The organism is Ochrobactrum sp. EDr1-4, from assembly GCF_049199085.1.
Classification (GTDB): Bacteria; Pseudomonadota; Alphaproteobacteria; order Rhizobiales; family Rhizobiaceae; genus Brucella.
Map to the genome: position 1 here is coordinate 89,117 of NZ_JBLZOF010000003.1, position 19,351 is coordinate 108,467.

Genomic DNA, 19,351 nt, shown 5'->3' on the forward strand with positions numbered 1-19,351 from the left:
CACTTTGAAATAATGGCAGGGCGGAGAATTCATTCTCCGCCCTGTTGCTTTTCGGATGAAGACACTTATTGATTTTCGCAAGACTTTTAGGGGGCATCCATGAAGCGGATTTTTCTGGCGTTTCTAAATTCAATGCGTGCTCTCAAGCACTTGGCGAAACACGAAAAGGCCGTTCAACAGGAACTGGTTCTTTTTTTGCTGTCGCTACCAGTTGCGTTCTTTGTTGCCCCAACTTGGCTGACATTTCTGCTGATGACAGGATCAATCCTGTTTCTTATTCTGGTCGAAGTGCTCAACACCGGCATTGAAGCGACCTGCGATGCCGTTTCACGCGATTTCCATAAGGAAATCCAGATTGCCAAGGATTGCGGTTCGCTGGCCGTTCTTATCGCCGTTATTTTTGTAGCCGTTACATGGGGCTACATTCTCGCCACAACCTATCTGATCTGACAAAGAACTGTCGTTCTTCCACGCAATCCGTTGCAATTAAATGCACAAGCGCGCTAAAGCTTGCGCATGATCAGCGTTAGCGAGAATCTCGATATGCTTCGTATTGCCGTTGCACAGCTCAATCCTGTAATGGGCGACATCGCCGGAAATCTTGCGAAGGCGCGTGCAGCGCGTGCACAAGCAGCTCAAATGAACGCCGATCTCGTGATGTTCACGGAGCTGTTCATTGCAGGCTATCCGCCAGAGGATCTGGTTCTCAAAACTGCCTTTGTTGCAGCATGCGAAAAAGCAGTCCGTGAACTTGCCAAAGACACAGCCGATGGCGGCCCCGGTGTGATTATCGGCACGCCTTTGCAGCGCGATAGTGGTTTGCACAATTCGATTGCAGTTTTGGATGGCGGCGAAATCATCGCTGAGCGTTTCAAAGTCGATCTGCCTAACTACGGCGAGTTTGATGAAAAACGCGTTTTCCAGCCCGGCCCGATGCCAGGACCAGTGAATTTTCGTGGTGTACGCATCGGTATTCCGATCTGCGAGGACATTTGGGGTGATCTGGGCGTTGCAGAAACGCTTGCTGAAAGCGGTGCAGAACTTTTGCTTGTGCCCAATGGTTCGCCTTATCATCGCGACAAGATCGAGCGCCGCTATCAGGTTGTTCTGAAACAGGTTATCGAAACTGAGCTGCCAATGCTCTATGCCAACCAGATGGGCGGGCAGGATGAACTTGTGTTCGATGGCGGCTCGTTTGCCTTTAATCCAGATAGCCACTTCCCTTGCTTGCAAATGCCGCAGTTTGCAGAAGCTATCACTCTGACTGTCTGGAAGCGCGAAACTGATGGTTGGCGCTGTGAAGACACTGAAAAGGCGAAGCTTCCCGAAGGTCTCGAAGCAGATTATGCAGCCTGCATGTTAGGCCTGCGTGATTATGTGAATAAGAATGGCTTCAAAGATGTTGTACTTGGCTTATCGGGCGGCATCGACTCGGCGATCTGTGCGGCTCTGGGTGTTGATGCACTTGGCAAAGATCGCGTGCGTTGCGTCATGTTGCCTTATCGCTATACTTCAGACGAATCGCTGAAAGACGCTGCTGATTGCGCAAAAGCGCTCGGCGTGCGTTATGATATTGTACCAATTGCAGAGCCTGTTGAAGGTTTCCTTTCTGCACTTAAGCCAATGTTTGAAGGCACCGAAAGCGGCGTTACCGAGGAAAATCTGCAAAGCCGTGCACGTGGCACTATTTTGATGGCTGTTTCCAATAAGTTTGGGTCGATGGTCGTGACCACCGGCAACAAGTCGGAAATGTCAGTTGGCTATGCAACGCTTTATGGCGATATGAATGGCGGCTTCAACCCCATCAAAGACGTCTATAAAATGCAGGTGTTCGCGCTGTCTGAATGGCGCAACAACAATGTTCCTGTGGGAAGTCTTGGGCCATCCGGCGAAGTGATCCCAACCAACATTATTACTAAAGCACCATCAGCCGAGTTGCGCGAAAACCAAACCGATCAGGATAGTCTTCCGCCTTATCCGGTGCTGGACGATATTCTCGAATGCCTCGTTGAAAACGAGATGAGTAATGCCGAGATTGTCGCGCGTGGCCACGCGCTTGAAACGGTGCAACGGATTGAGCATCTGCTCAATCTGGCCGAATATAAGCGCCGACAATCGGCCCCGGGTGTCAAAATTACCAAGAAGAATTTCGGGCGGGATCGTCGTTATCCAATAACGAACCGCTTCCGCGACCGCTGAAAGATTTAGTCATGACCGTAACTGTTCGTTTTGCACCGTCGCCGACGGGCTATATTCATATTGGCAATACACGCACTGCGCTTTCAAACTGGCTTTTTGCCAAGAAGAATGGCGGCAATTTTATTCTGCGTTATGACGATACAGATGTTGAGCGTTCGAAGCAGGAATATGCTGACGCCATCGCAGTTGATCTGGCTTGGCTCGGTGTTACGCCTGACCGCATCGAATATCAGTCAAAGCGCTTTGAGGTTTATGCCAAGGCGGTTGAAAAGCTTAAACAGGCTGGTCTTCTCTATGCCTGCTATGAAACAGCAGAGGATCTGGAGCGCCGTCGCCGCTTGCGCTTAGCGCGTAAGCTTCCGCCGGTTTATGGCCGTGAAGCATTAAAGCTAACCGACGAAGAGAAAGCGGCCTTTGAAGCAGAAGGCCGCAAGCCGCATTGGCGTTTTCTTCTGCCGAATTTTGAAAGCGATCCTTTCAACACCACACGCACTGAAGTGCATTGGGATGATCTGGTGCGTGGTCCACAGACGGTTGATCTGGCTTCGATGTCGGATCCGGTTCTGGTGCGTGAAGACGGAACGTATCTTTACACGCTGCCATCGGTTGTCGACGATATTGATCTCGGCATCACCCATATCATTCGCGGCGACGATCACGTCACCAATTCGGGTGTGCAGATTGCCATCTTTAAAGCGCTTGGCGCAGAGCCACCAGTCTTCGGCCATCACAACCTGCTGACCACGGTTTCGGGTGAGGGACTTTCCAAGCGCTCCGGTGCTTTGTCCATCGGTTCTCTGCGTGATGCCGGTTATGAACCAATGTCGGTAGCGTCACTGGCGATCCTGATTGGAACTTCGGAATCCGTTTCCGCGGCAACAGATATGGATGCTCTCGCAGAGCGCTTTGATCTGGCTGCAATTTCAAAGTCATCGGCAAAGTTCGATCCGGCAGAACTTGATACGCTCAACCGTACACTGCTGCATGAAATGCCATTTGATAAGGCAAAAGATCGTCTCGAAATATTGGGTATTTCGGGTGAAAAGGCAGAGCATTTCTGGATGACTGTGCGCGGGAATCTCGAACGCTTCAATGATGCGGCTCATTGGTGGCAGATCATCACCGGGAACTTGCCCGAAAAGCCTGAACTATCTGAAGAAGATCAGGCCTTTGTGAAGGACGCTTTCAAGTTGCTTCCCGCAGAGCCATGGGACAAACAGACCTGGAAGGTCTGGACCGACGCCGTGAAGGCAGCAACGGGACGCAAGGGCAAGACACTATTCATGCCCCTGCGCCTTGCACTTACTGGGCAGCTTCACGGTCCGGAGCTTGCGGACCTACTGGTTTTGATTGGTCTTCAAGGAACGAAGAACCGACAACTCTGACCTTTGAGCTTTGCGAATAATCACGCTCTACCGGCGTCGTCGTTGCAGACTGCGAAGCTGCCGCCGATGGAGTGCTTGAGGCTGGAGTGCTTGATGCCGGACTAATTGACGCTGGACTGCGATAATCAGTCTGTTTCAATGGCTCGTGTGAAATCGATGTATAAGTTGGCTTCGGCATCTCTTGATAGCCCGGAACCACAACGTCCTCTACCGGATGCGTAACAACGTAGGTTGCCGGTTCACCGCTGTTCTTCGCCGACTTGTTAACGGCCGCTTTTTTAGGGGCTGTCTTTTGCTGCTTTCGGACTGGTATCCATGTTGCAGTACAAGCCTGAACAAATTTCCCAGTATGTGATTTACCAGCAATTGTTGCATTTAGCTCCGCAAGCTGAAGTTCCAGAATTTTAATATCTGACTTGAGTTTATCTGCTCTGCTCTTAATTCGAATGCAGGCGGCTGAGTTGATTCCGCTCAAGCAGCTTTGCCTGGACATCTGAGTCTGTGTCCGCGCTAACTGAGATTTTGTTTGCTCCAGCTTAGCCTTAGTCGTTTTAACATTACTTGCTAATCTAACCTTTTCAGCCGGCGTACATTGCTGCGCCGGTTGGATAGTCGTACATCCTGAAATAAGCACAGAAGCTGTTAAAAGAATTGATGGAGTTATAAAACGCGTCAAATATCGGTTTGAGATTTTCATAGAACAAGCCCGTCCTGATTGTTCGTATGGCTGAATGTGCTCCTTTTAAGTAAAAAAAACATAAACGCCAAGTATTATTTGTATACTTGGCGTTTATGGATTTATCTATTTTTGCTTTTTGATTTTATTATTAATCACTTTTTCTTGATATTATCGCCAGTGCGCTGAAGTGCTTCAACTACAGCGAGTGCGGTCATATTGACTACACCTCGGGAAGTAACCGATGGCGTCAAGATATGAGCAGGGCGCGCAGCACCAAGTAGAATTGGGCCAACATGCAATGCGTCCGTTACCGTCTTTACGACATTGAGTGTGATGTTTGCCGCATCAAGATTAGGGAAAACCAATAGGTTAGCTTCACCCTTCAGTCGCGAATTCGGGAACACACGATCACGCAATGCCTGCGAGAGTGCGGAATCGCCATGCATTTCGCCATCTGATTCAAGTTCCGGCGCTTTTTCAGCAAGGATCGCGGCGGCACGACGCATTTTCTCGGCACTTGCCGATTCCTTTGAACCAAAGTTTGAATGCGAAACCAGCGCAGCCTTAGGCTCAATACCAAAGCGGCGGATTTCTTTCGCGGCCAGAATTGCCATTTCAGCAATTTCTTCTGCTTCAGGTTCCACAGTCACGTAAGTATCGGTCAGGAACAATGCGCCACGCTGTGAGATCAAAAGGCTCAATGCCGAATAATCACTGATGCCCGGCAGCTTACCAATGATCTGCTTTACAACGCGGGTATGGCGCTCAAAACGGCCTTCAAGGCCACAGATCATCGCATCTGCCTCATCACGCATCACAGCAAGCGCAGCAATTGCAGTCGAGTTCGTACGAACGATTGTACGCGCCGCTTCTGGTGTCACACCCTGACGGCCTGTGTAAGACAGATAGAGATCAACATAGTCACGGTAACGCGGATCGTCTTCCGGGTTAATGAGGTCGAAATCTGTGCCCGCACGGATTTTAAGACCATAGCGATTTAGGCGTGCTTCAATAACACTTGGACGACCGACGAGAATAGGCGAAGCAATGCCTTCTTCAATGACAACCTGAGCAGCGCGCAATACGCGTTCATCTTCACCATCGGCATAGATCACGCGCATTGGTTTGCTCTGCGCACGTGCTGCGGCGAAGACCGGCTTCATAATGAGGCCGGAACGGAAGACGAAACGTGTGAGACGGTCTGTGTAAGCTTCCCAATCCTCAATCGGACGTGTCGCAACACCGCTATCCATTGCAGCTTGTGCAACGGCAGGTGCGATGCGCAGGATGAGGCGCTGATCGAATGGAGATGGAATGATGTAGTTCGGGCCGAATGTTGGTGTATCGCCGGAATAGGCGCGGGCCGCAACATCTGAAGGCTCTTCACGGGCAAGTGCTGCAATAGCGCGCACCGCGGCTAGCTTCATTTCCTCGTTGATAGCCGTTGCGCCAACATCAAGTGCACCACGGAAAATATAGGGGAAGCAGAGAACGTTATTTACCTGGTTCGGATAGTCAGAACGGCCGGTGCAGATCATGGCATCGGAACGCGCTTCGCGTGCAGCTTCCGGCATGATCTCCGGGTTTGGATTGGCGAGCGCCATAATGAGAGGATTTTCGGCCATCTGCTTAAGCAATTCAGGCTTAAGAACACCTGCAGCTGAAAGACCAAGAAACACATCTGCGCCGCCAATAACATCGGCCAGTACACGTGCGTCTGTTTTCTGCGCGTAAACGTCCTTCCAGCGGTCCATAAGCACCGGACGACCTTCATAGACCACGCCTTCAAGATCGCAGACGAAAATATTTTCGCGCTTAGCGCCAAGTTTAACGAGCAGATTTAGGCATGCGAGAGCCGCAGCACCCGCGCCAGATGTTACAATCTTGGCGCTCGTAATATCTTTTCCTGCCAGTTCCAGACCATTCAGGACGGCTGCAGCAACAATAATCGCGGTTCCATGCTGATCGTCATGGAACACCGGAATATTCATCTTGGCGCGAAGCTGCTCTTCCACTTCAAAACATTCAGGCGCTTTAATATCTTCGAGATTGATGCCGCCAAAAGTTGGCTCAAGCGCAGAAACCACATCGACCATACGGTCGATTTCCAGCGCGTCGATTTCAATATCGAAAACGTCAATGTCGGCGAATTTCTTGAAAAGAACAGCCTTACCTTCCATCACCGGCTTGGATGCAAGCGCGCCGATATTACCGAGGCCGAGAACCGCAGTACCGTTTGAAACAACGGCTACCAGATTACCACGCGCCGTATATTCGGCAGCGGTGGATGGATCTTCATGGATTGCAAGGCAGGGTGCTGCAACGCCCGGCGAATAAGCAAGCGCAAGATCGCGCTGATTGCCGAGTGGCTTGGTCGCTTGAATCTCAAGCTTTCCCGGCTTGGGATAACGATGGAAGAACAGGGCCGCTTCGTCAAAATCCGAACGCGTGGAAGTGGAGGGGGTCTTTTTCTTTGTCATTATCGCATCGCTTTCCGGTTCATACGCGCGGCTGAAGGGGGAACCACACAATGACGCTTATTTGCGCCTGTTGAGCCAATATCGTTCTTATCTCAAACTATCAAATCACTACAGGCATGATTTCGAGAAGCAGTTATTCCGCAATCGCAGGGTTTCTCAGCAAACCAGCCTATTATTTCATCAGACATGCCACCAGCGGACACCTGCAATCAACCAGATTCTGGTTGACGCGCCGAAATGTCCACCGCTCTGGTAGCTCATTTGCATCACAACTTTCAATTCACAATGCCCGTCATATGTCTGTGACATGAATCGGGTTTTGTCTGCTCAGTTTCGGGTTGCCAGATGGAAGGACAACCACATGAGCGAAGAACAGATCGAACCAAAGAAATATCGCACATTGTTTATTTCAGACGTGCATCTTGGTTCGAAAGCAGCTCAGGCCGAATTGCTTTTGGATTTTCTGCGTACTCACGAAGCCGAAACCATTTATCTGGTTGGCGATATTGTCGATGGCTGGCGTCTGCGCCGGAACTGGCATTGGCCGCAGGAACATAATGATGTTGTTCAGAAGCTTTTGCGCAAAAGTCGCAAAGGTACTTCAATCATCTACATCGCGGGCAACCATGATGAATTTCTGAGAAATTTCCAGGGTACGCATTTTGGCGGCATCGAAGTGATGAACCGCGCGATTCACGAAACGGCAGATGGCCGCAAATTTCTCGTCATTCACGGTGATCAGTTCGATGTAGTAGTACGTAATGCGCGCTTCATCGCCTATCTTGGTGATTGGGCTTATGACACGGCGATCTGGATTAACACGGTCATGAGCCGTGTGCGCGCAAAGTTTGGATTGCGTTATTGGTCATTTTCCGCTTGGGCAAAGTTTCGCGTTAAGAAGGCCGTTAACTTCATCGGAAATTTTGAAGACGTCGTATCCGAAGAAGCTCAACGCATTGGCGTTGATGGTGTGATTTGCGGCCATATTCATCATGCAACTATCAGTAAAATGAATGGTGTTGAATATATAAACACTGGCGACTGGGTGGAAAGCTGCACAGCCGTTGTTGAGCATTTTGATGGTCGTATGGAACTGATTGAATGGACGGATCGTCTGGGACAACGACCTCAGCTTCCTGCAGCTGGCGACAATGGCAAGATAATACGGCTCCCCAGAGTGGCACGTAAAGTGATGAACGGCAGCTAATGAAGAAACTCGTCATCGTTACCGATGCCTGGCATCCGCAAGTCAACGGCGTTGTGAGAACACTGGCCAAGTGCTGCGAACTGATGACTGAACGTGGCTACGAAGTTATCGTTATCTCACCACAGGATTATCGCTCTTTTCCATGCCCGACCTATCCTGAAATCAGGCTGGCAATGACAACGCCATCTGCATTTCAGCGAAAGTTGATTGATTTACAGCCTGATTATGTTCATATCGCCACTGAAGGTCCGTTGGGTTTTATGGCGCGGCGTGCGTGTATGAAAATGGGCTGGAGCTTTACCACCAGCTTTCATACCCGCTTTGCGGAATATGTCAGGGATCGTTTTCCAATTCCGCTAAGCTGGACATATTCGTTTTTACGCAAATTCCACAATGCCGCATCGCATACGCTCGTCCCAACACAGTCTATTCTCACCGACTTGCATTCGCGTGGGTTTACGGGACTTGAGTTATGGACGCGGGGCGTGGATCGTCGCTTATTTCATTCGCGAAGCGATGTGAGGAAAGATTTGCCGCAGCCCGTATTCATTTGCGTGGGGCGTGTGGCAACCGAGAAAAACCTGCCGGCTTTTCTGGAATTGGATTTGCCCGGAACGAAACTCATCGTCGGAGATGGTCCAGCACTTCATGATCTGAAGAATCGGTTTCCCGACGCCGTTTTCATTGGCAAGAAAGAAGGCGACGCACTGGCTCAAGCCTATGCATCAGCCGATGTATTTGTGTTTCCAAGCAGAACCGACACTTTTGGTCTGGTTCTGCTTGAAGCGATTTCATCGGGTTTACCTGTTGCCGCTTTTCCAGTTCCGGGATCGTCCGACGTTGTCGGTGCGACCGGTGCTGGTGTTCTCTCAGAAGATCTTCGCGCCGCTTGTCTGGCAGCGCTTGAAATGCCTGCATTCGATCCTGCGGAGGTGTTAAAACCTTTCACATGGGACGCCTGTGCAGATATTTTCGAGAATGTCCTTGCGGCAACAAACAGTGTCAAACAACGATCGGGCCACTTACATAATCAGCCCCAGAGCGTTGCCTCCGGCGGATAAACAAGCGCGCCGTAATATCGCAGACCTGGAACTCGATCCTGTGCAAGAAGCAACGGCCCGTCAAGATCGACAACATCGGCCTTCTGCGCGAGCAGAACCGCCGGTGCCATTCCAAGCGACGTGCCGACCATGCAACCAACCATAACCTGCAAGCCTAGCGATATGGCCTTCTCACGCATGATCAACCCTTCGGTCAGTCCGCCAGCCTTGTCGAGCTTGATGTTGACCGCATCATAACGGGTCGCCAACTCTTCCAGTCCAACGGATGTATGCACACTCTCATCTGCGCAGATAATCACTGGTCGATCTATGCGGCTTAGAATTTCGTCTTTATCCGCAGGCAAAGGCTGTTCTATCAAAACTACGCCAGCTTTAGCTGCCGCAGCCATATTTTCTTCGATGTTATCGTCAGTCCAGCCTTCATTGGCATCAATGATTATTCGGCTGTTTGGAGCAGCATTTGTAACGGCATGAATGCGCTCAATATCATTGTCGCCGCCCATTTTGACTTTAATCAAAGGATAGTGAGCAACTCTTGCGGTCGATTCCGCCATTTCTTCAGGTGTGCCAAGCGATACGGTGATCGCCGTTTCAAGAGGCTGGGGCTGGGTTCCAAGAATATCTGCGACGCTCTTGCCTGACAGCTTTGCTTCCAAATCCCAGAAAGCACAATCAACTGCATTTCTTGCTGCGCCTGCGAGCATGTGCGTTTGAATAGCAAGACGATCCGCACCGCTTTCTATCGCGCTCCGGACCGCTTCAATCTGTTCACTAACGCTCTCGATTGATTCTCCATATCGTGCATAAGGAACACATTCACCGCGTCCCAATTTTCCATTGCGGCTAATTTCACAAACTATGACCAAAGCTTCGGTCTTTGAGCCGCGAGAGATTGTGAATTTTCCGGCAATGGGATAGCGTTCTTGGATGATTTTCAAACTATTGTGCATGGATATGCCCTTTAGGACGCAGTATTTCGGTCGTGAACCGACTCGTATAAGAGGTTAGGCCATGTTGACCGACACTGCCGACAAAGCAAGTGCTGCTTCTGATGTCGCGCCAAAGATTGATTTGGCCGAGCATGATGGCGCACGCCTCGTAAATCTTAGCGGACGCTGGGTTTCGCAAACTATTGGTATTGTCGACAAGAAGATGCGTGAGCTGGAAAATGTTGGCGGCTCGCATTCAATTATTATCGATGCAACGAATGTTGCGGGACTTGATACAGCTGGCGCTTGGTTGATTGAACGCCTGCGCCAGAGGCTGGTTTCTCAGAATATCGATGTTCATCTGGAAGGCGTCAGACCTGCGTGGCTGCCGCTCGTTGAAGAAGTCGGCAATTCGGTTGAGCGTACCCTAGATGTAAAGCCAGCGAAAAAGCCATTTTTTCTCATCAAAATGCTGGACTCTATCGGACGAGGCGTCGCCTCGGTTTACGAAGACTTCCTGATGGCGATGCACATTTTGGGGGCAACCATTCGCGGCGCGCAGCTTAAAGCCGGGCGCGGCAGTGGCATCCCATTTCCGGCGATTGTAAAGCAGATTGATCGGATGGGTGTCGGTGCAATCCCGATCATCGTCCTCATGTCCACGATTGTTGGTGCAATCATTGCACAGCAGGGCGCTTTTCAGTTGCGCTATTTCGGTGCGGAAATATTTGTCGTCGATCTGGTTGGTATTCTCGTCCTGCGTGAGTTGGGCGTGCTCCTGACTGCGATTATGATCGCCGGTCGTTCGGGCAGTGCGATCACAGCTGAAATAGGCTCGATGAAGATGCGGGAGGAAACCGACGCACTCACAGTAATCGGGCTTAATCCTGTGGGCGTCCTTGTCTTTCCAAGGCTTGTCGCCTTGGTGGTGATTCTGCCTCTTCTGACGATTATCGCTGATTTGTCGGCATTGGTGGGTGCAGCCGCAGTTACTTACTTTTACTCAAATATTTCGCCGGAAGCTTTCATCAGTCGCTTGCATGATGCCGTTGCACTCAACACCTATTTCGCGGGTTTGATCAAAGCTCCGTTCATGGCACTCATCATCGGCATACTTGCTTCTGTTGAAGGAATGAAAGTCGGCGGAAGTGCAGAATCACTGGGTAGCCGCGTGACAGCTTCGGTCGTTAAATCGATCTTCGTTGTCATTGTCGTAGACGGCATGTTTGCGATGTTCTATGCCGCAATTGACTTCTAACCTTTTAGTTTTGCAACTTTATGGGGTCTTTCGGACACAATAAGGGATAAAACTGAAGAAAGCCGTTTCTCGCGGTTCAGTCTCGCAATAAGCTCGGATAAAGAATATTCATGGAGACGAGTATAGATAATCAGCCGCATTTGCAGGACGTTGGCAACAACGATCAGCCTGTACCGATCATTTCGGTGCGGGATGTTACCGTTGGTTTTGGCGGTCGCGCACCTGTGCTCGATAATCTTTCACTCGATATTTACAAAGGCGAGGTTCTCGGCTTTATCGGGCCATCTGGCTCAGGTAAATCCGTGCTGACCCGAACCATTTTGGGCTTGAATAAAAAGCAGGCAGGACAGATTGAGATATTAGGAAATAATATCGATAAGCTGACCGATGTTGAGAAAATGGCTATAGACATGCGTATGGGCGTGCTGTTTCAGCACGGCGCTTTGTTCTCAGCTCTTAGCGTCCTTGAGAACATCCAGGTTCCTATGCGTGAATATCTGGATCTTCCGCCTAAACTCATGGATGAGCTGGCACGCCTTAAAATCGATCTGGTTGGTCTCAGCCCTGATGCGGCTGAAAAGTTCCCATCTGAGTTATCAGGCGGCATGATTAAGCGTGCAGCATTGGCGCGAGCGCTGGCTCTCGATCCCGACATCGTGTTTCTGGATGAGCCTACATCTGGACTTGATCCAATCGGTGCTGCCGACTTTGATGAGTTGATTGCCAATCTTCGCGATACAATGGGCCTCACGGTCTTTATGGTAACGCATGATCTCGATAGTCTTTTTGCAATTTGCGACCGCATTGCCGTACTCGGTAATAAAAAAATCCTGGTGAGCGGTTCCATTGAAGACATGCTGACTGTAGATGATCCATGGGTTAAATCCTATTTTCGAGGAAAGCGCGCTCGTCAGATTGACACTTCCGCGCCGAGCAGACGTCGGCCTAACAGCCAAATGCAGACGGGATAAGATATGGAAACGAAGGCCAATTACGTTGTGGTGGGAGTTTTCACGCTGATCGTCAGCCTGCTGGCTTTCGGTTTCGTGTATTGGATTGCGCGTTACGGCGAGGCACGGGATTCCGTTGGTCTCGACGTTCGTATACCGGGTTCTGTGACCGGCCTGGGCATCGGCAGTCAGGTTCTCTTCAACGGTATCAAGGTCGGTGACGTTCGTCGTTTGCATTTGGATGAATCCAATCCAAGCATGGTTATTGTACAGACGCGCGTAAATGCGACGACGCCGATTACACGCTCGACAAAGGCTTCACTTGGCTTTCAGGGATTGACTGGTCAGGCCTATATTGAACTGAACGGCGGTAGTCTCGAAGAGCCTAATCTGCTTACTGAAGCAGCCAAAGAAGATACGATTGCTCGTATTGATGCTGATCCTTCATCGATCAACAATCTGCTTGCAACAGCACAGGACATTTTTGGTCGCGCAAATTCGGTGCTGGGTGAACTCGAAGGCTTTGCTAAAGAAGCACGTGGCCCTCTGATCGATACGATCAACAATACAAAGACCTTCACAGACGCATTGGCTAAGAATGCAGACGTTATTGATGAATTGGGTTCCAACGCAGGCAACATCAATCAGATTGTGTCGGAAGCAAAGCAGATGATGGAGCGTTTGAACTCTGCGTCTGCACGTGTTGAAAACGTTATTGCTAAGGCAGACCAGTTGCTTTCCAGTGACGACAAGGATGGTCTTGTTGCACAGGCTAAGTCCACACTTGAATCGATCCGTCAGTTATCGAACAATCTCGACAAGCGGATCACGCCGATTGCCAGCAATCTTGAGCGCTTCTCCGGTTCAGGTCTGAGCGATGTTCAGGCATTGATCGGCGACAGCCGTCGCGCTGTACAGCGCGTAGAGCAGGCGATTACAGAACTAGAACGTAACCCACAGCGTTTGATCTTTGGTGGTTCCGGCAGTGTACCGCAGTATAACGGAAGGGCGCGTCATTAATGTCCATTACAGGTTCCATCGTGACAAAATCCCATCGTAAGCTGATCGTTCCGCTTCTTTTGACAACAATGCTTGCCGGTTGCGGAACTACGACGCCACTCGACACATTCAGCCTGTCAGCGCCACAACAGGTGCAAGGCACATCGGTTAGCCGTAAGAACCTCCAGATCCTCGTGCCATCACCCAATGCGCTGAAGGCACTGGATAGCGAGAATATCGTCGTCAACACTGCGCCCGGCACGATTGAATACCTCAAAGGTGCACAATGGGGCGACAGACTGCCCAATCTCGTTCAGTCTCGTCTTGTGCAGGCCTATGAAAACGCTGGCGTATTCGGTGGCGTAGGCCGTCCAGGTGATGGTCTGGCAATCAACTACCAGATCCTGAGCGATCTGCGGGTATTCAGCATTCAAGCCTATGGCTCTCAGCGTGCAGCGGTCGTAGAGATCGCTGTTAGGCTGATGAACGACAAGAATGGCGAAGTTCGTGCCACACGCGTTTTCCGCGCCTCTACGCCGGTTCATGGCACCACAAACAACGAATATGTGCGCGCGTTGGACAAGGCGTTTGATCAGGTCGCAAGCGAAATTGTCAGCTGGACAATCTCTTCGCTCTGATCCTCCGAAACACTAAAATATTCAAGGCAGCCGGTAAAACGAGCTGCCTTTTTTGTTGGCCTGACTTTTTAAATATCAGCTTGGCCGTGGGGTTGGCATAAAGTTGATGCTAAAACCCCTAGCCATCATTAAAATGAACATAAAAAAACGCAGCCTTTTGGCTGCGTTTTTCAGATTTATGCTCGCTTTGATTAGCGAAGGCGTCCACTTGCGTGAGCAAGCATGGTGTAAACTTTGCCGGTATCTGAAGTCAGGTAAGTCTGTGTCACCATGTTGTCGCGGTCGTTACGTGCAACGTCTTCAAGAAGGCGCTGGAAGTCGTCCATGTAGCGATCAACAGCGCGGCGGAACTCACCATCGGTCTGATACTTACGCTTGATGTCATCGAACGTTTGCTGACCCTTGAGGGTATAAAGACGACGGGTGAAGACATTGCGCTCACCGCGGCGGTAACGATCCCACAATTCAACCGATGCTTCATGATCAATTGCGCGTGTGATGTCCACCGAGAGCGAGTTGAGAGATTCAACAACGTGGCTTGGCGAACGTGGCGTCTGTGTTGGCTGTGCCTGCGCTGGCGCAGCAATATCATCCTCAACCGATGCACGAGCCAGAAGGTCAGAAACCCAGCCGCGTGGCTTTTCAGAAGACTGTACTGGCTGTGTAACCTTTGGAGCTTCAACCGGACGGCTGCGAACTGCGACGTCTGCCTGCTGCGCTCGCGGTGCTGCTACAGGTGCTTGAACCGGAGCAGGCGCTGCACGCTGTGTCTGCACTGGACGCGAAACCGGACGGTCTGCACGACTTTCGCCGACATCAACTAGACGGCCTGACTTATTGACGATTTCAGCCAGTTCTTTCAGAGCATTGATTTGTTCGCCAACTGCCTTGCGCATCGCGCTCGTCGTTTCCTTGGCTTCCGCTGGCATATCAAGAACGCCGCGCTTGAGTTCGCCACGAGTGGTGTCGAGTTCACTGCGAATTTCCGTTGCTGTACGACGAATATCGTCGGTAGCAGCAGAGAACTTCTGCGAAGCCTGTTCAACGATCTCAGTAACGCTTTCGCGCATCTTCTCAGCCGAACTGCGTGTCTGGCCTTCAGCGCGCTGGAAGGCAGAAGCCACAACAGTTTCAAACGACTGCATCAGCTTTTCGATGCCTTCCGACTTTTCAACCAGCCCCGAGGCCAGCTTGTCGAGCGCCAGATGACGATCTTCAAGCGTACCAGCAAGACCGTTTTGTGCCGAGTTAATCATATCGGAAGCGGTCGAGAGAACCTTTCCATGATCTTCAAAGCGCTCGGCAATATCTGCAATCTGCGACAATGTTCCGTCGGAGAGTGCACGCAGCGTGCCAATATTTGTGTCAATGAGACCAGTCGATGCCTGGAACATCTGTGCAGCACGGTTTGCATTCTCAACAAAGCTGCTTGTCGTTTCAACAAGACGGCCATCAATGCTGTTGAGGTTGTTTGCAGCCGCATCGATCAGCTTGCCAAGTTCGCCATTCGACGCCGAGAGGCGTTCAATCAGCTCACTGACATTTTCCGAAAGACCGGATTTTGCCTGCTGAACCGCAGCAATGGTTTCAGCTGTACGGTTAGCCAGCGCGTTGACGAGAGCAGCATTTTCCGCACGCAGACGATCGGTTGCTGCATGGGTTGCCTGTTCAAGCTGTTCTGCCAGTCCGCGACCGCTATCAGCCAGACGCTGGACCAAAGGTTCCGCAGTATCGTTGAGGATCTGCGTGATCTCCTGCGAACGAGCGGAGAGAACTGCGTTGAGTTCACGGGTGCGTTCTTCAAGCGTAACAGCAGTTGTATCCGTCACCTGAGCGATACGTGCTTCAACAGAACCGAGTTCCATCGTGATACGCGAACCAATGTCTCCAAGGCGTGTCGCAATAGCATCTGCACGCTCGGTAAGACGTGCTTCGGTTCCCGACAGATTTTCTGTAACGCTTGTTGAGAAGGCTTCGCTATGGCCAGCCAGCGTTTCACTGGTTTTGGTTGCAGTATCAGCGATACGCGCTTCAATTGCCGAAAGTTCACCGGTGAGGCGGCTTTCAATGGCTTCGAGGCCACCAGCAATTGCGCTTGCACGTTCGTTAAGGCGCGCTTCTGTACCTGCGAGATTATCGGCAACGCTCGACGAGAAGGCTTCGCTGTGGCCAGCCAGCGTTTCACTGGTCTTGCTTGCAGTATCAGCAATACGGGCTTCAATCGCTGAAAGTTCGCCGGTGAGTCGGCTTTCAATGGCTTCAAGGCCACCAGCAATCGTGCTTGCGCGCTCATTCAGGCGAGCTTCCGTGCCTGCCAAGTTTTCGGCAACGCTTGCAGCAAAAGCTTCACCATGACCGGCCAGCGTCTCGCTGGTTTTGGCAGCGGTGTCCGCAATGCTGTATTCAATCTCAGACATACGCGATGCAATAGCATTGGCGCGTTCGCTGAGACGTTCTTCCGTAGCCGCAAGATTGGTGCTGAGATCAGCGCTGAAGCTCTGACCAAATCCATCAAGCGACTGACCAGCTTTTGCAGCTTCTGCGGAGAGAATGCTTGCTGCTTCTGTGATCTTGTCACGCAGCGAACCAGCAACTGTACCCGCACTCTGTTCAAGAGCACGGCGAACATTGTCGACGCCAATGGTAAGCGCCTTTTCCATCGTTTGGGTGCGTTCTTCGATAATACCGGTCTGGCCTTCAAAGGCACGGCTGATGCTATCGCTGCTGGTTTCAATCGCATTGTGCAGATTGGCTGTACGCTGCGAAAGAATATCGCCGTGATCCTGTAGCGTCTGGCTCAGCGAAGCTGTGCTTTCGGTCAGTGTTTCACGAATTGCAGCCGTGCGACCTTCAATAGTCTGTTCATGACCGTCAAGAATGTTGGCAAGGGCACTGTTGTGATCGTTTAGGACAGAACGAAGGCCGCTTGTGCGTTCTTCAACACGCTGCACGTGATCGGTAAATGTCGCCTCGAATGCGTCGCGGCTGGCGCCAATCGTTTCGCTGATTGCATGCGAACGCTCGTCAAACACACGAGCCAGTTCCTGCTGATTTCCAGCAATAAGTGCCTCGAGCGATGCAACACGTTCATCGAAAGTGCGTGCCAGAACTTCACGATTTTCATTGAAGTTATCGCGCAGAGCAGTGGTGCGTTCATCCATCAGCTGAGCAAGCATAGTCTGATTGCCGGCAATCACACCGCTAAGTGAAGCGGCGCGTTCATCCAGCGAACGGGCATGATCAGCAAATGTCGCATCAAGACGCGAAGCGTTGTTTGCCATTTCTTCCTGAAGAACACTCGTTCTGTCAGCAAGAATAGCGGCATGATGTTCGGCAGCCGAATTGAGGGCAGAAGCGCTGTTGTTGATGGCGCTTTCGATGTCGTTGGTGCGGGCAGCAAGCGTGTCGGCATGGCCGCGAATAACAGCGGAAACGCGTTCAGTTTCACCTTCAAGCGACGCAGCCAGAACATCACGGCTTTCTGAAAGCTTGCCGGCAAATGCTGTGGCATTTTCATTGAGAACATTGCCAACGCTAACACTGATCGAGGTCAGATCATCGCTGATCTTGGTCTTTGTCTCGTCAATCATCGTGCTCAGTGCATTGCGGCCACCTGAGAAGGTTTCAGCAATTTCACGGGTACGCGCAATGAGGTTCTCATTGATCTGACGCGAGCGGGTTTCAAGAGCCGCGTTAAGCTTCTCTGTGCTGCTATCCAACGCATGCGCGCGGTTTTCAAACTCGCTGAGCAGGGAACGGCCACGCTCATTGAGCGTTGTGTCGAGCTGTGTGAGACGAGCATCAAACTCGCTGACCATCGACTGCGTTGCGCCGCCGAGCAGCGTTGCAATACCTGCAGTACGCTCATCAAGCGCCGAACTAACGCGTTCTGAAATCTCACGTGACTGCTGGTCGAGTGTCGTAATCCGAGAATCGAGCTGGCTCGAGAAAGCTTCGCCCGAGGTCGTGATGCGGGTGGCAATATCGCCGGTACGCGTTTCGATCGCGTCAGCAATTGCACCGCCGCTATTATTGATGCTGCTGATCAGGCGCTCACCAGAATCGCCCAAAAGCGAGCTAAGCTGCTCAGATGCAGATGCAACATTATCACGTATGATATTGGCAGCGCTCGACAATTCTTCCTTAAGCTGCTCATGCGCGCCTGTAATGGAAGAGCGTACGCGCTCCGCATGGCTGACCACGGCTTCGCGTTCATTACCAAGATCGCTCACGAGCGAACGAATACGAACTTCGTTATCGGTGTAAGCGCGCTCAAGCTGATTGACCTCAGACTGGACAAGCGTTTCGAGCTCAACAGCGCGAGCAAGCGTACGTTCAATGCCTTCATTCATCGCAGCAACTTCGCGACGAACTGCCTGGCTAAGCGTTGATACGCGATCACCGGCTGCTGCTTCAGGCTGCAATAGCTTGAGTGCTGCTTCCGACATGCTGCGTGCAGCAACATGCATTTCTTGTGCGCGTTTTACGATGTGCGCAAAGCCCCAGAACATCGCGACTGGAAGAGCAACACCAGCCATCACGCCAATACCTGCAGGAGAGGTAAAGAAATTCGTGGTTGCCTGAAGGCTTGAAAACACATCAGGGCTGATTGCCTTGCTGATCGCAACGCCACCGGCAGCCCAAAGGACACTCATGGCGGTTGTCGTCCAGTAAAGCTTAGAAGAGCGTTCCGTTATACGGCGAGGCGCGGCAGTGATTGTACGGCTGCTGCGGGAATCGTCATTGGCCGGTGTAAGAGCTGCAGCAGGCGTGGCAGCAACAACAGGCGCAGGCGAAGCGGTGGGCTTTGGCGCTGCTTCTTGAGTAGCAGGCTTTGCCTTGTTGGCTGGCTTGGGCGCAACATTGGCAGCTTCTGGCTTGGCAGACGGGAAGGCAGCATTCACAACTGGCGGCATAGGCGGCGCGGCAGGGCTTGCAATGACGGAAACGGTAGCAATCGTTTCAGCCTTCGCAGTTCCTTCAGTGGTAATGTCTACAGGAGAGACAGTCGCGGCTTCGACCACTTTCGTGTTCTGCTCAGCAACCAGTTCTTCGGCTGCGCGCGAAATCTGTTCTTCGAGGTCATCGACCGAAAATTCTTCGTCAAGTGCACTCAGATCCATATCGATGTCAAAGTCGTCACCGAATTCGATATCGAGTGCATGTTCAAGTGCTTGTTCAACCTCATGGTCGAGCTTTTGCGCCTTGGATTTAGAAGCCATAGCCTTGCCTACCTCGTACTCTTTACTGCGACGGCCGGATCAACTGAGAGCCGTTACAAAACTTACTCCGCCATTTTTCATCGTATCGGCTCGGGCTTGTTAAGGAAATAGGCGCCCGGGCAGGATATGTAAAACTTTAAATACAAGGTTAACAAACGAAAGGGAGCTTGCAGAAAAGCCCGGAAATGCGGCGTTTTTTGGTTAACGATCATTCTGTGGAAATCACCTCCACCCATCTTACAACCATAATACCCATACATCAATTCGTTAACAAAATTACACGTAAAAAGTGAACTGGTAATATTGTACTATTGATAGGTTGATTCATCTGCGCCGCCTGGTTC

12 protein-coding genes and 1 pseudogene are annotated in these 19,351 nt (G+C 51.2%); 9 read left to right on the forward strand and 4 right to left on the reverse strand.

Annotated features, from left to right (window positions below):
• The first annotated feature begins 99 nt into the window (after positions 1–99).
• The 3 genes from ACOZHT_RS11500 to gltX all read left to right on the forward strand — a co-directional run bounded on the left by ACOZHT_RS11500 (position 100) and on the right by gltX (position 3,584).
• The gene (locus tag ACOZHT_RS11500) at positions 100–450 is read left to right on the forward strand and encodes a diacylglycerol kinase (RefSeq protein WP_339508738.1); all 351 of its coding nucleotides are present in this window, start codon (positions 100–102) and stop codon (positions 448–450) included.
• Positions 451–516: 66 nt separating this feature from the next.
• Positions 517–2,199, forward strand: coding sequence for an NAD+ synthase (locus ACOZHT_RS11505; protein ID WP_421565783.1), 1,683 nt, complete (start codon positions 517–519; stop codon positions 2,197–2,199).
• 11 nt (positions 2,200–2,210) lie between these two features.
• On the forward strand, positions 2,211–3,584 hold the full coding sequence (gltX, locus tag ACOZHT_RS11510) for a glutamate--tRNA ligase (RefSeq protein WP_339508739.1): 1,374 nt from the start codon (positions 2,211–2,213) through the stop codon (positions 3,582–3,584).
• Here the strand turns inward: gltX and ACOZHT_RS11515 are convergent.
• Positions 3,502–4,281 carry a hypothetical protein gene (locus ACOZHT_RS11515; RefSeq protein ID WP_421565784.1) on the reverse strand — a complete coding sequence of 260 codons (780 nt, stop codon included), beginning with the start codon at positions 4,279–4,281 and terminating at the stop codon, positions 3,502–3,504. The genes gltX and ACOZHT_RS11515 overlap by 83 nt on opposite strands.
• 134 nt (positions 4,282–4,415) lie before the next feature.
• Positions 4,416–6,743 (reverse strand): NADP-dependent malic enzyme, encoded by a 2,328-nt coding sequence (locus ACOZHT_RS11520; protein ID WP_339508741.1) that lies wholly within the window; start codon positions 6,741–6,743, stop codon positions 4,416–4,418.
• A gap of 361 nt (positions 6,744–7,104) precedes the next feature.
• Here ACOZHT_RS11520 and ACOZHT_RS11525 point away from each other — a divergent pair, with 361 nt between their 5' ends.
• Together ACOZHT_RS11525 and ACOZHT_RS11530 are read left to right on the forward strand one after the other, a co-directional pair.
• Positions 7,105–7,950, forward strand: coding sequence for a UDP-2,3-diacylglucosamine diphosphatase (locus tag ACOZHT_RS11525; protein ID WP_339508742.1), 846 nt, complete (start codon positions 7,105–7,107; stop codon positions 7,948–7,950).
• On the forward strand, positions 7,950–9,011 hold the full coding sequence (locus ACOZHT_RS11530) for a glycosyltransferase family 1 protein (RefSeq protein WP_339508743.1): 1,062 nt from the start codon (positions 7,950–7,952) through the stop codon (positions 9,009–9,011). The genes ACOZHT_RS11525 and ACOZHT_RS11530 overlap by 1 nt, the downstream gene beginning before the upstream one ends.
• Here ACOZHT_RS11530 and dgcA read toward each other — a convergent pair.
• Positions 8,981–9,961, reverse strand: coding sequence for an N-acetyl-D-Glu racemase DgcA (dgcA, locus tag ACOZHT_RS11535; RefSeq protein WP_339508744.1), 981 nt, complete (start codon positions 9,959–9,961; stop codon positions 8,981–8,983). The two genes, ACOZHT_RS11530 and dgcA, sit on opposite strands and share 31 nt — an antisense overlap.
• A gap of 61 nt (positions 9,962–10,022) precedes the next feature.
• Here dgcA and ACOZHT_RS11540 point away from each other — a divergent pair, with 61 nt between their 5' ends.
• The 4 genes from ACOZHT_RS11540 (at position 10,023) to ACOZHT_RS11555 (ending at position 13,785) form a co-directional block, all read left to right on the forward strand.
• Positions 10,023–11,198 (forward strand): ABC transporter permease, encoded by a 1,176-nt coding sequence (locus ACOZHT_RS11540; RefSeq protein ID WP_339508745.1) that lies wholly within the window; start codon positions 10,023–10,025, stop codon positions 11,196–11,198.
• A 110-nt stretch (positions 11,199–11,308) separates the two neighbouring features.
• Positions 11,309–12,169, forward strand: a complete 861-nt coding sequence (locus ACOZHT_RS11545; protein WP_421565785.1) for an ABC transporter ATP-binding protein — start codon at positions 11,309–11,311, stop codon at positions 12,167–12,169.
• Positions 12,170–12,172: 3 nt separating this feature from the next.
• Complete coding sequence (locus ACOZHT_RS11550; RefSeq protein WP_339508747.1) at positions 12,173–13,168, forward strand: MlaD family protein; 996 nt, start codon at positions 12,173–12,175, stop codon at positions 13,166–13,168.
• Positions 13,168–13,785 (forward strand): ABC-type transport auxiliary lipoprotein family protein, encoded by a 618-nt coding sequence (locus ACOZHT_RS11555; RefSeq protein ID WP_339508748.1) that lies wholly within the window; start codon positions 13,168–13,170, stop codon positions 13,783–13,785. The genes ACOZHT_RS11550 and ACOZHT_RS11555 overlap by 1 nt, the downstream gene beginning before the upstream one ends.
• Positions 13,786–14,063: 278 nt before the next feature.
• Here the strand turns inward: ACOZHT_RS11555 and ACOZHT_RS11560 are convergent.
• Positions 14,064–19,088: pseudogene (locus tag ACOZHT_RS11560) on the reverse strand (hypothetical protein); the annotation flags it as partial.
• Between the last annotated feature and the right edge of the window lie 263 nt (positions 19,089–19,351).

Coding starts and splice junctions, on each gene's coding strand:
- ACOZHT_RS11500 (WP_339508738.1), top strand. CDS start 100: ATGAAGCGGATTTTTCTGGCGTTTCTAAATTCAATGCGTGCTCTCAAG.
- ACOZHT_RS11505 (WP_421565783.1), top strand. CDS start 517: ATGATCAGCGTTAGCGAGAATCTCGATATGCTTCGTATTGCCGTTGCA.
- gltX (WP_339508739.1), top strand. CDS start 2,211: ATGACCGTAACTGTTCGTTTTGCACCGTCGCCGACGGGCTATATTCAT.
- ACOZHT_RS11515 (WP_421565784.1), bottom strand. CDS start 4,281: ATGAAAATCTCAAACCGATATTTGACGCGTTTTATAACTCCATCAATT.
- ACOZHT_RS11520 (WP_339508741.1), bottom strand. CDS start 6,743: ATGACAAAGAAAAAGACCCCCTCCACTTCCACGCGTTCGGATTTTGAC.
- ACOZHT_RS11525 (WP_339508742.1), top strand. CDS start 7,105: ATGAGCGAAGAACAGATCGAACCAAAGAAATATCGCACATTGTTTATT.
- ACOZHT_RS11530 (WP_339508743.1), top strand. CDS start 7,950: ATGAAGAAACTCGTCATCGTTACCGATGCCTGGCATCCGCAAGTCAAC.
- dgcA (WP_339508744.1), bottom strand. CDS start 9,961: ATGCACAATAGTTTGAAAATCATCCAAGAACGCTATCCCATTGCCGGA.
- ACOZHT_RS11540 (WP_339508745.1), top strand. CDS start 10,023: ATGTTGACCGACACTGCCGACAAAGCAAGTGCTGCTTCTGATGTCGCG.
- ACOZHT_RS11545 (WP_421565785.1), top strand. CDS start 11,309: ATGGAGACGAGTATAGATAATCAGCCGCATTTGCAGGACGTTGGCAAC.
- ACOZHT_RS11550 (WP_339508747.1), top strand. CDS start 12,173: ATGGAAACGAAGGCCAATTACGTTGTGGTGGGAGTTTTCACGCTGATC.
- ACOZHT_RS11555 (WP_339508748.1), top strand. CDS start 13,168: ATGTCCATTACAGGTTCCATCGTGACAAAATCCCATCGTAAGCTGATC.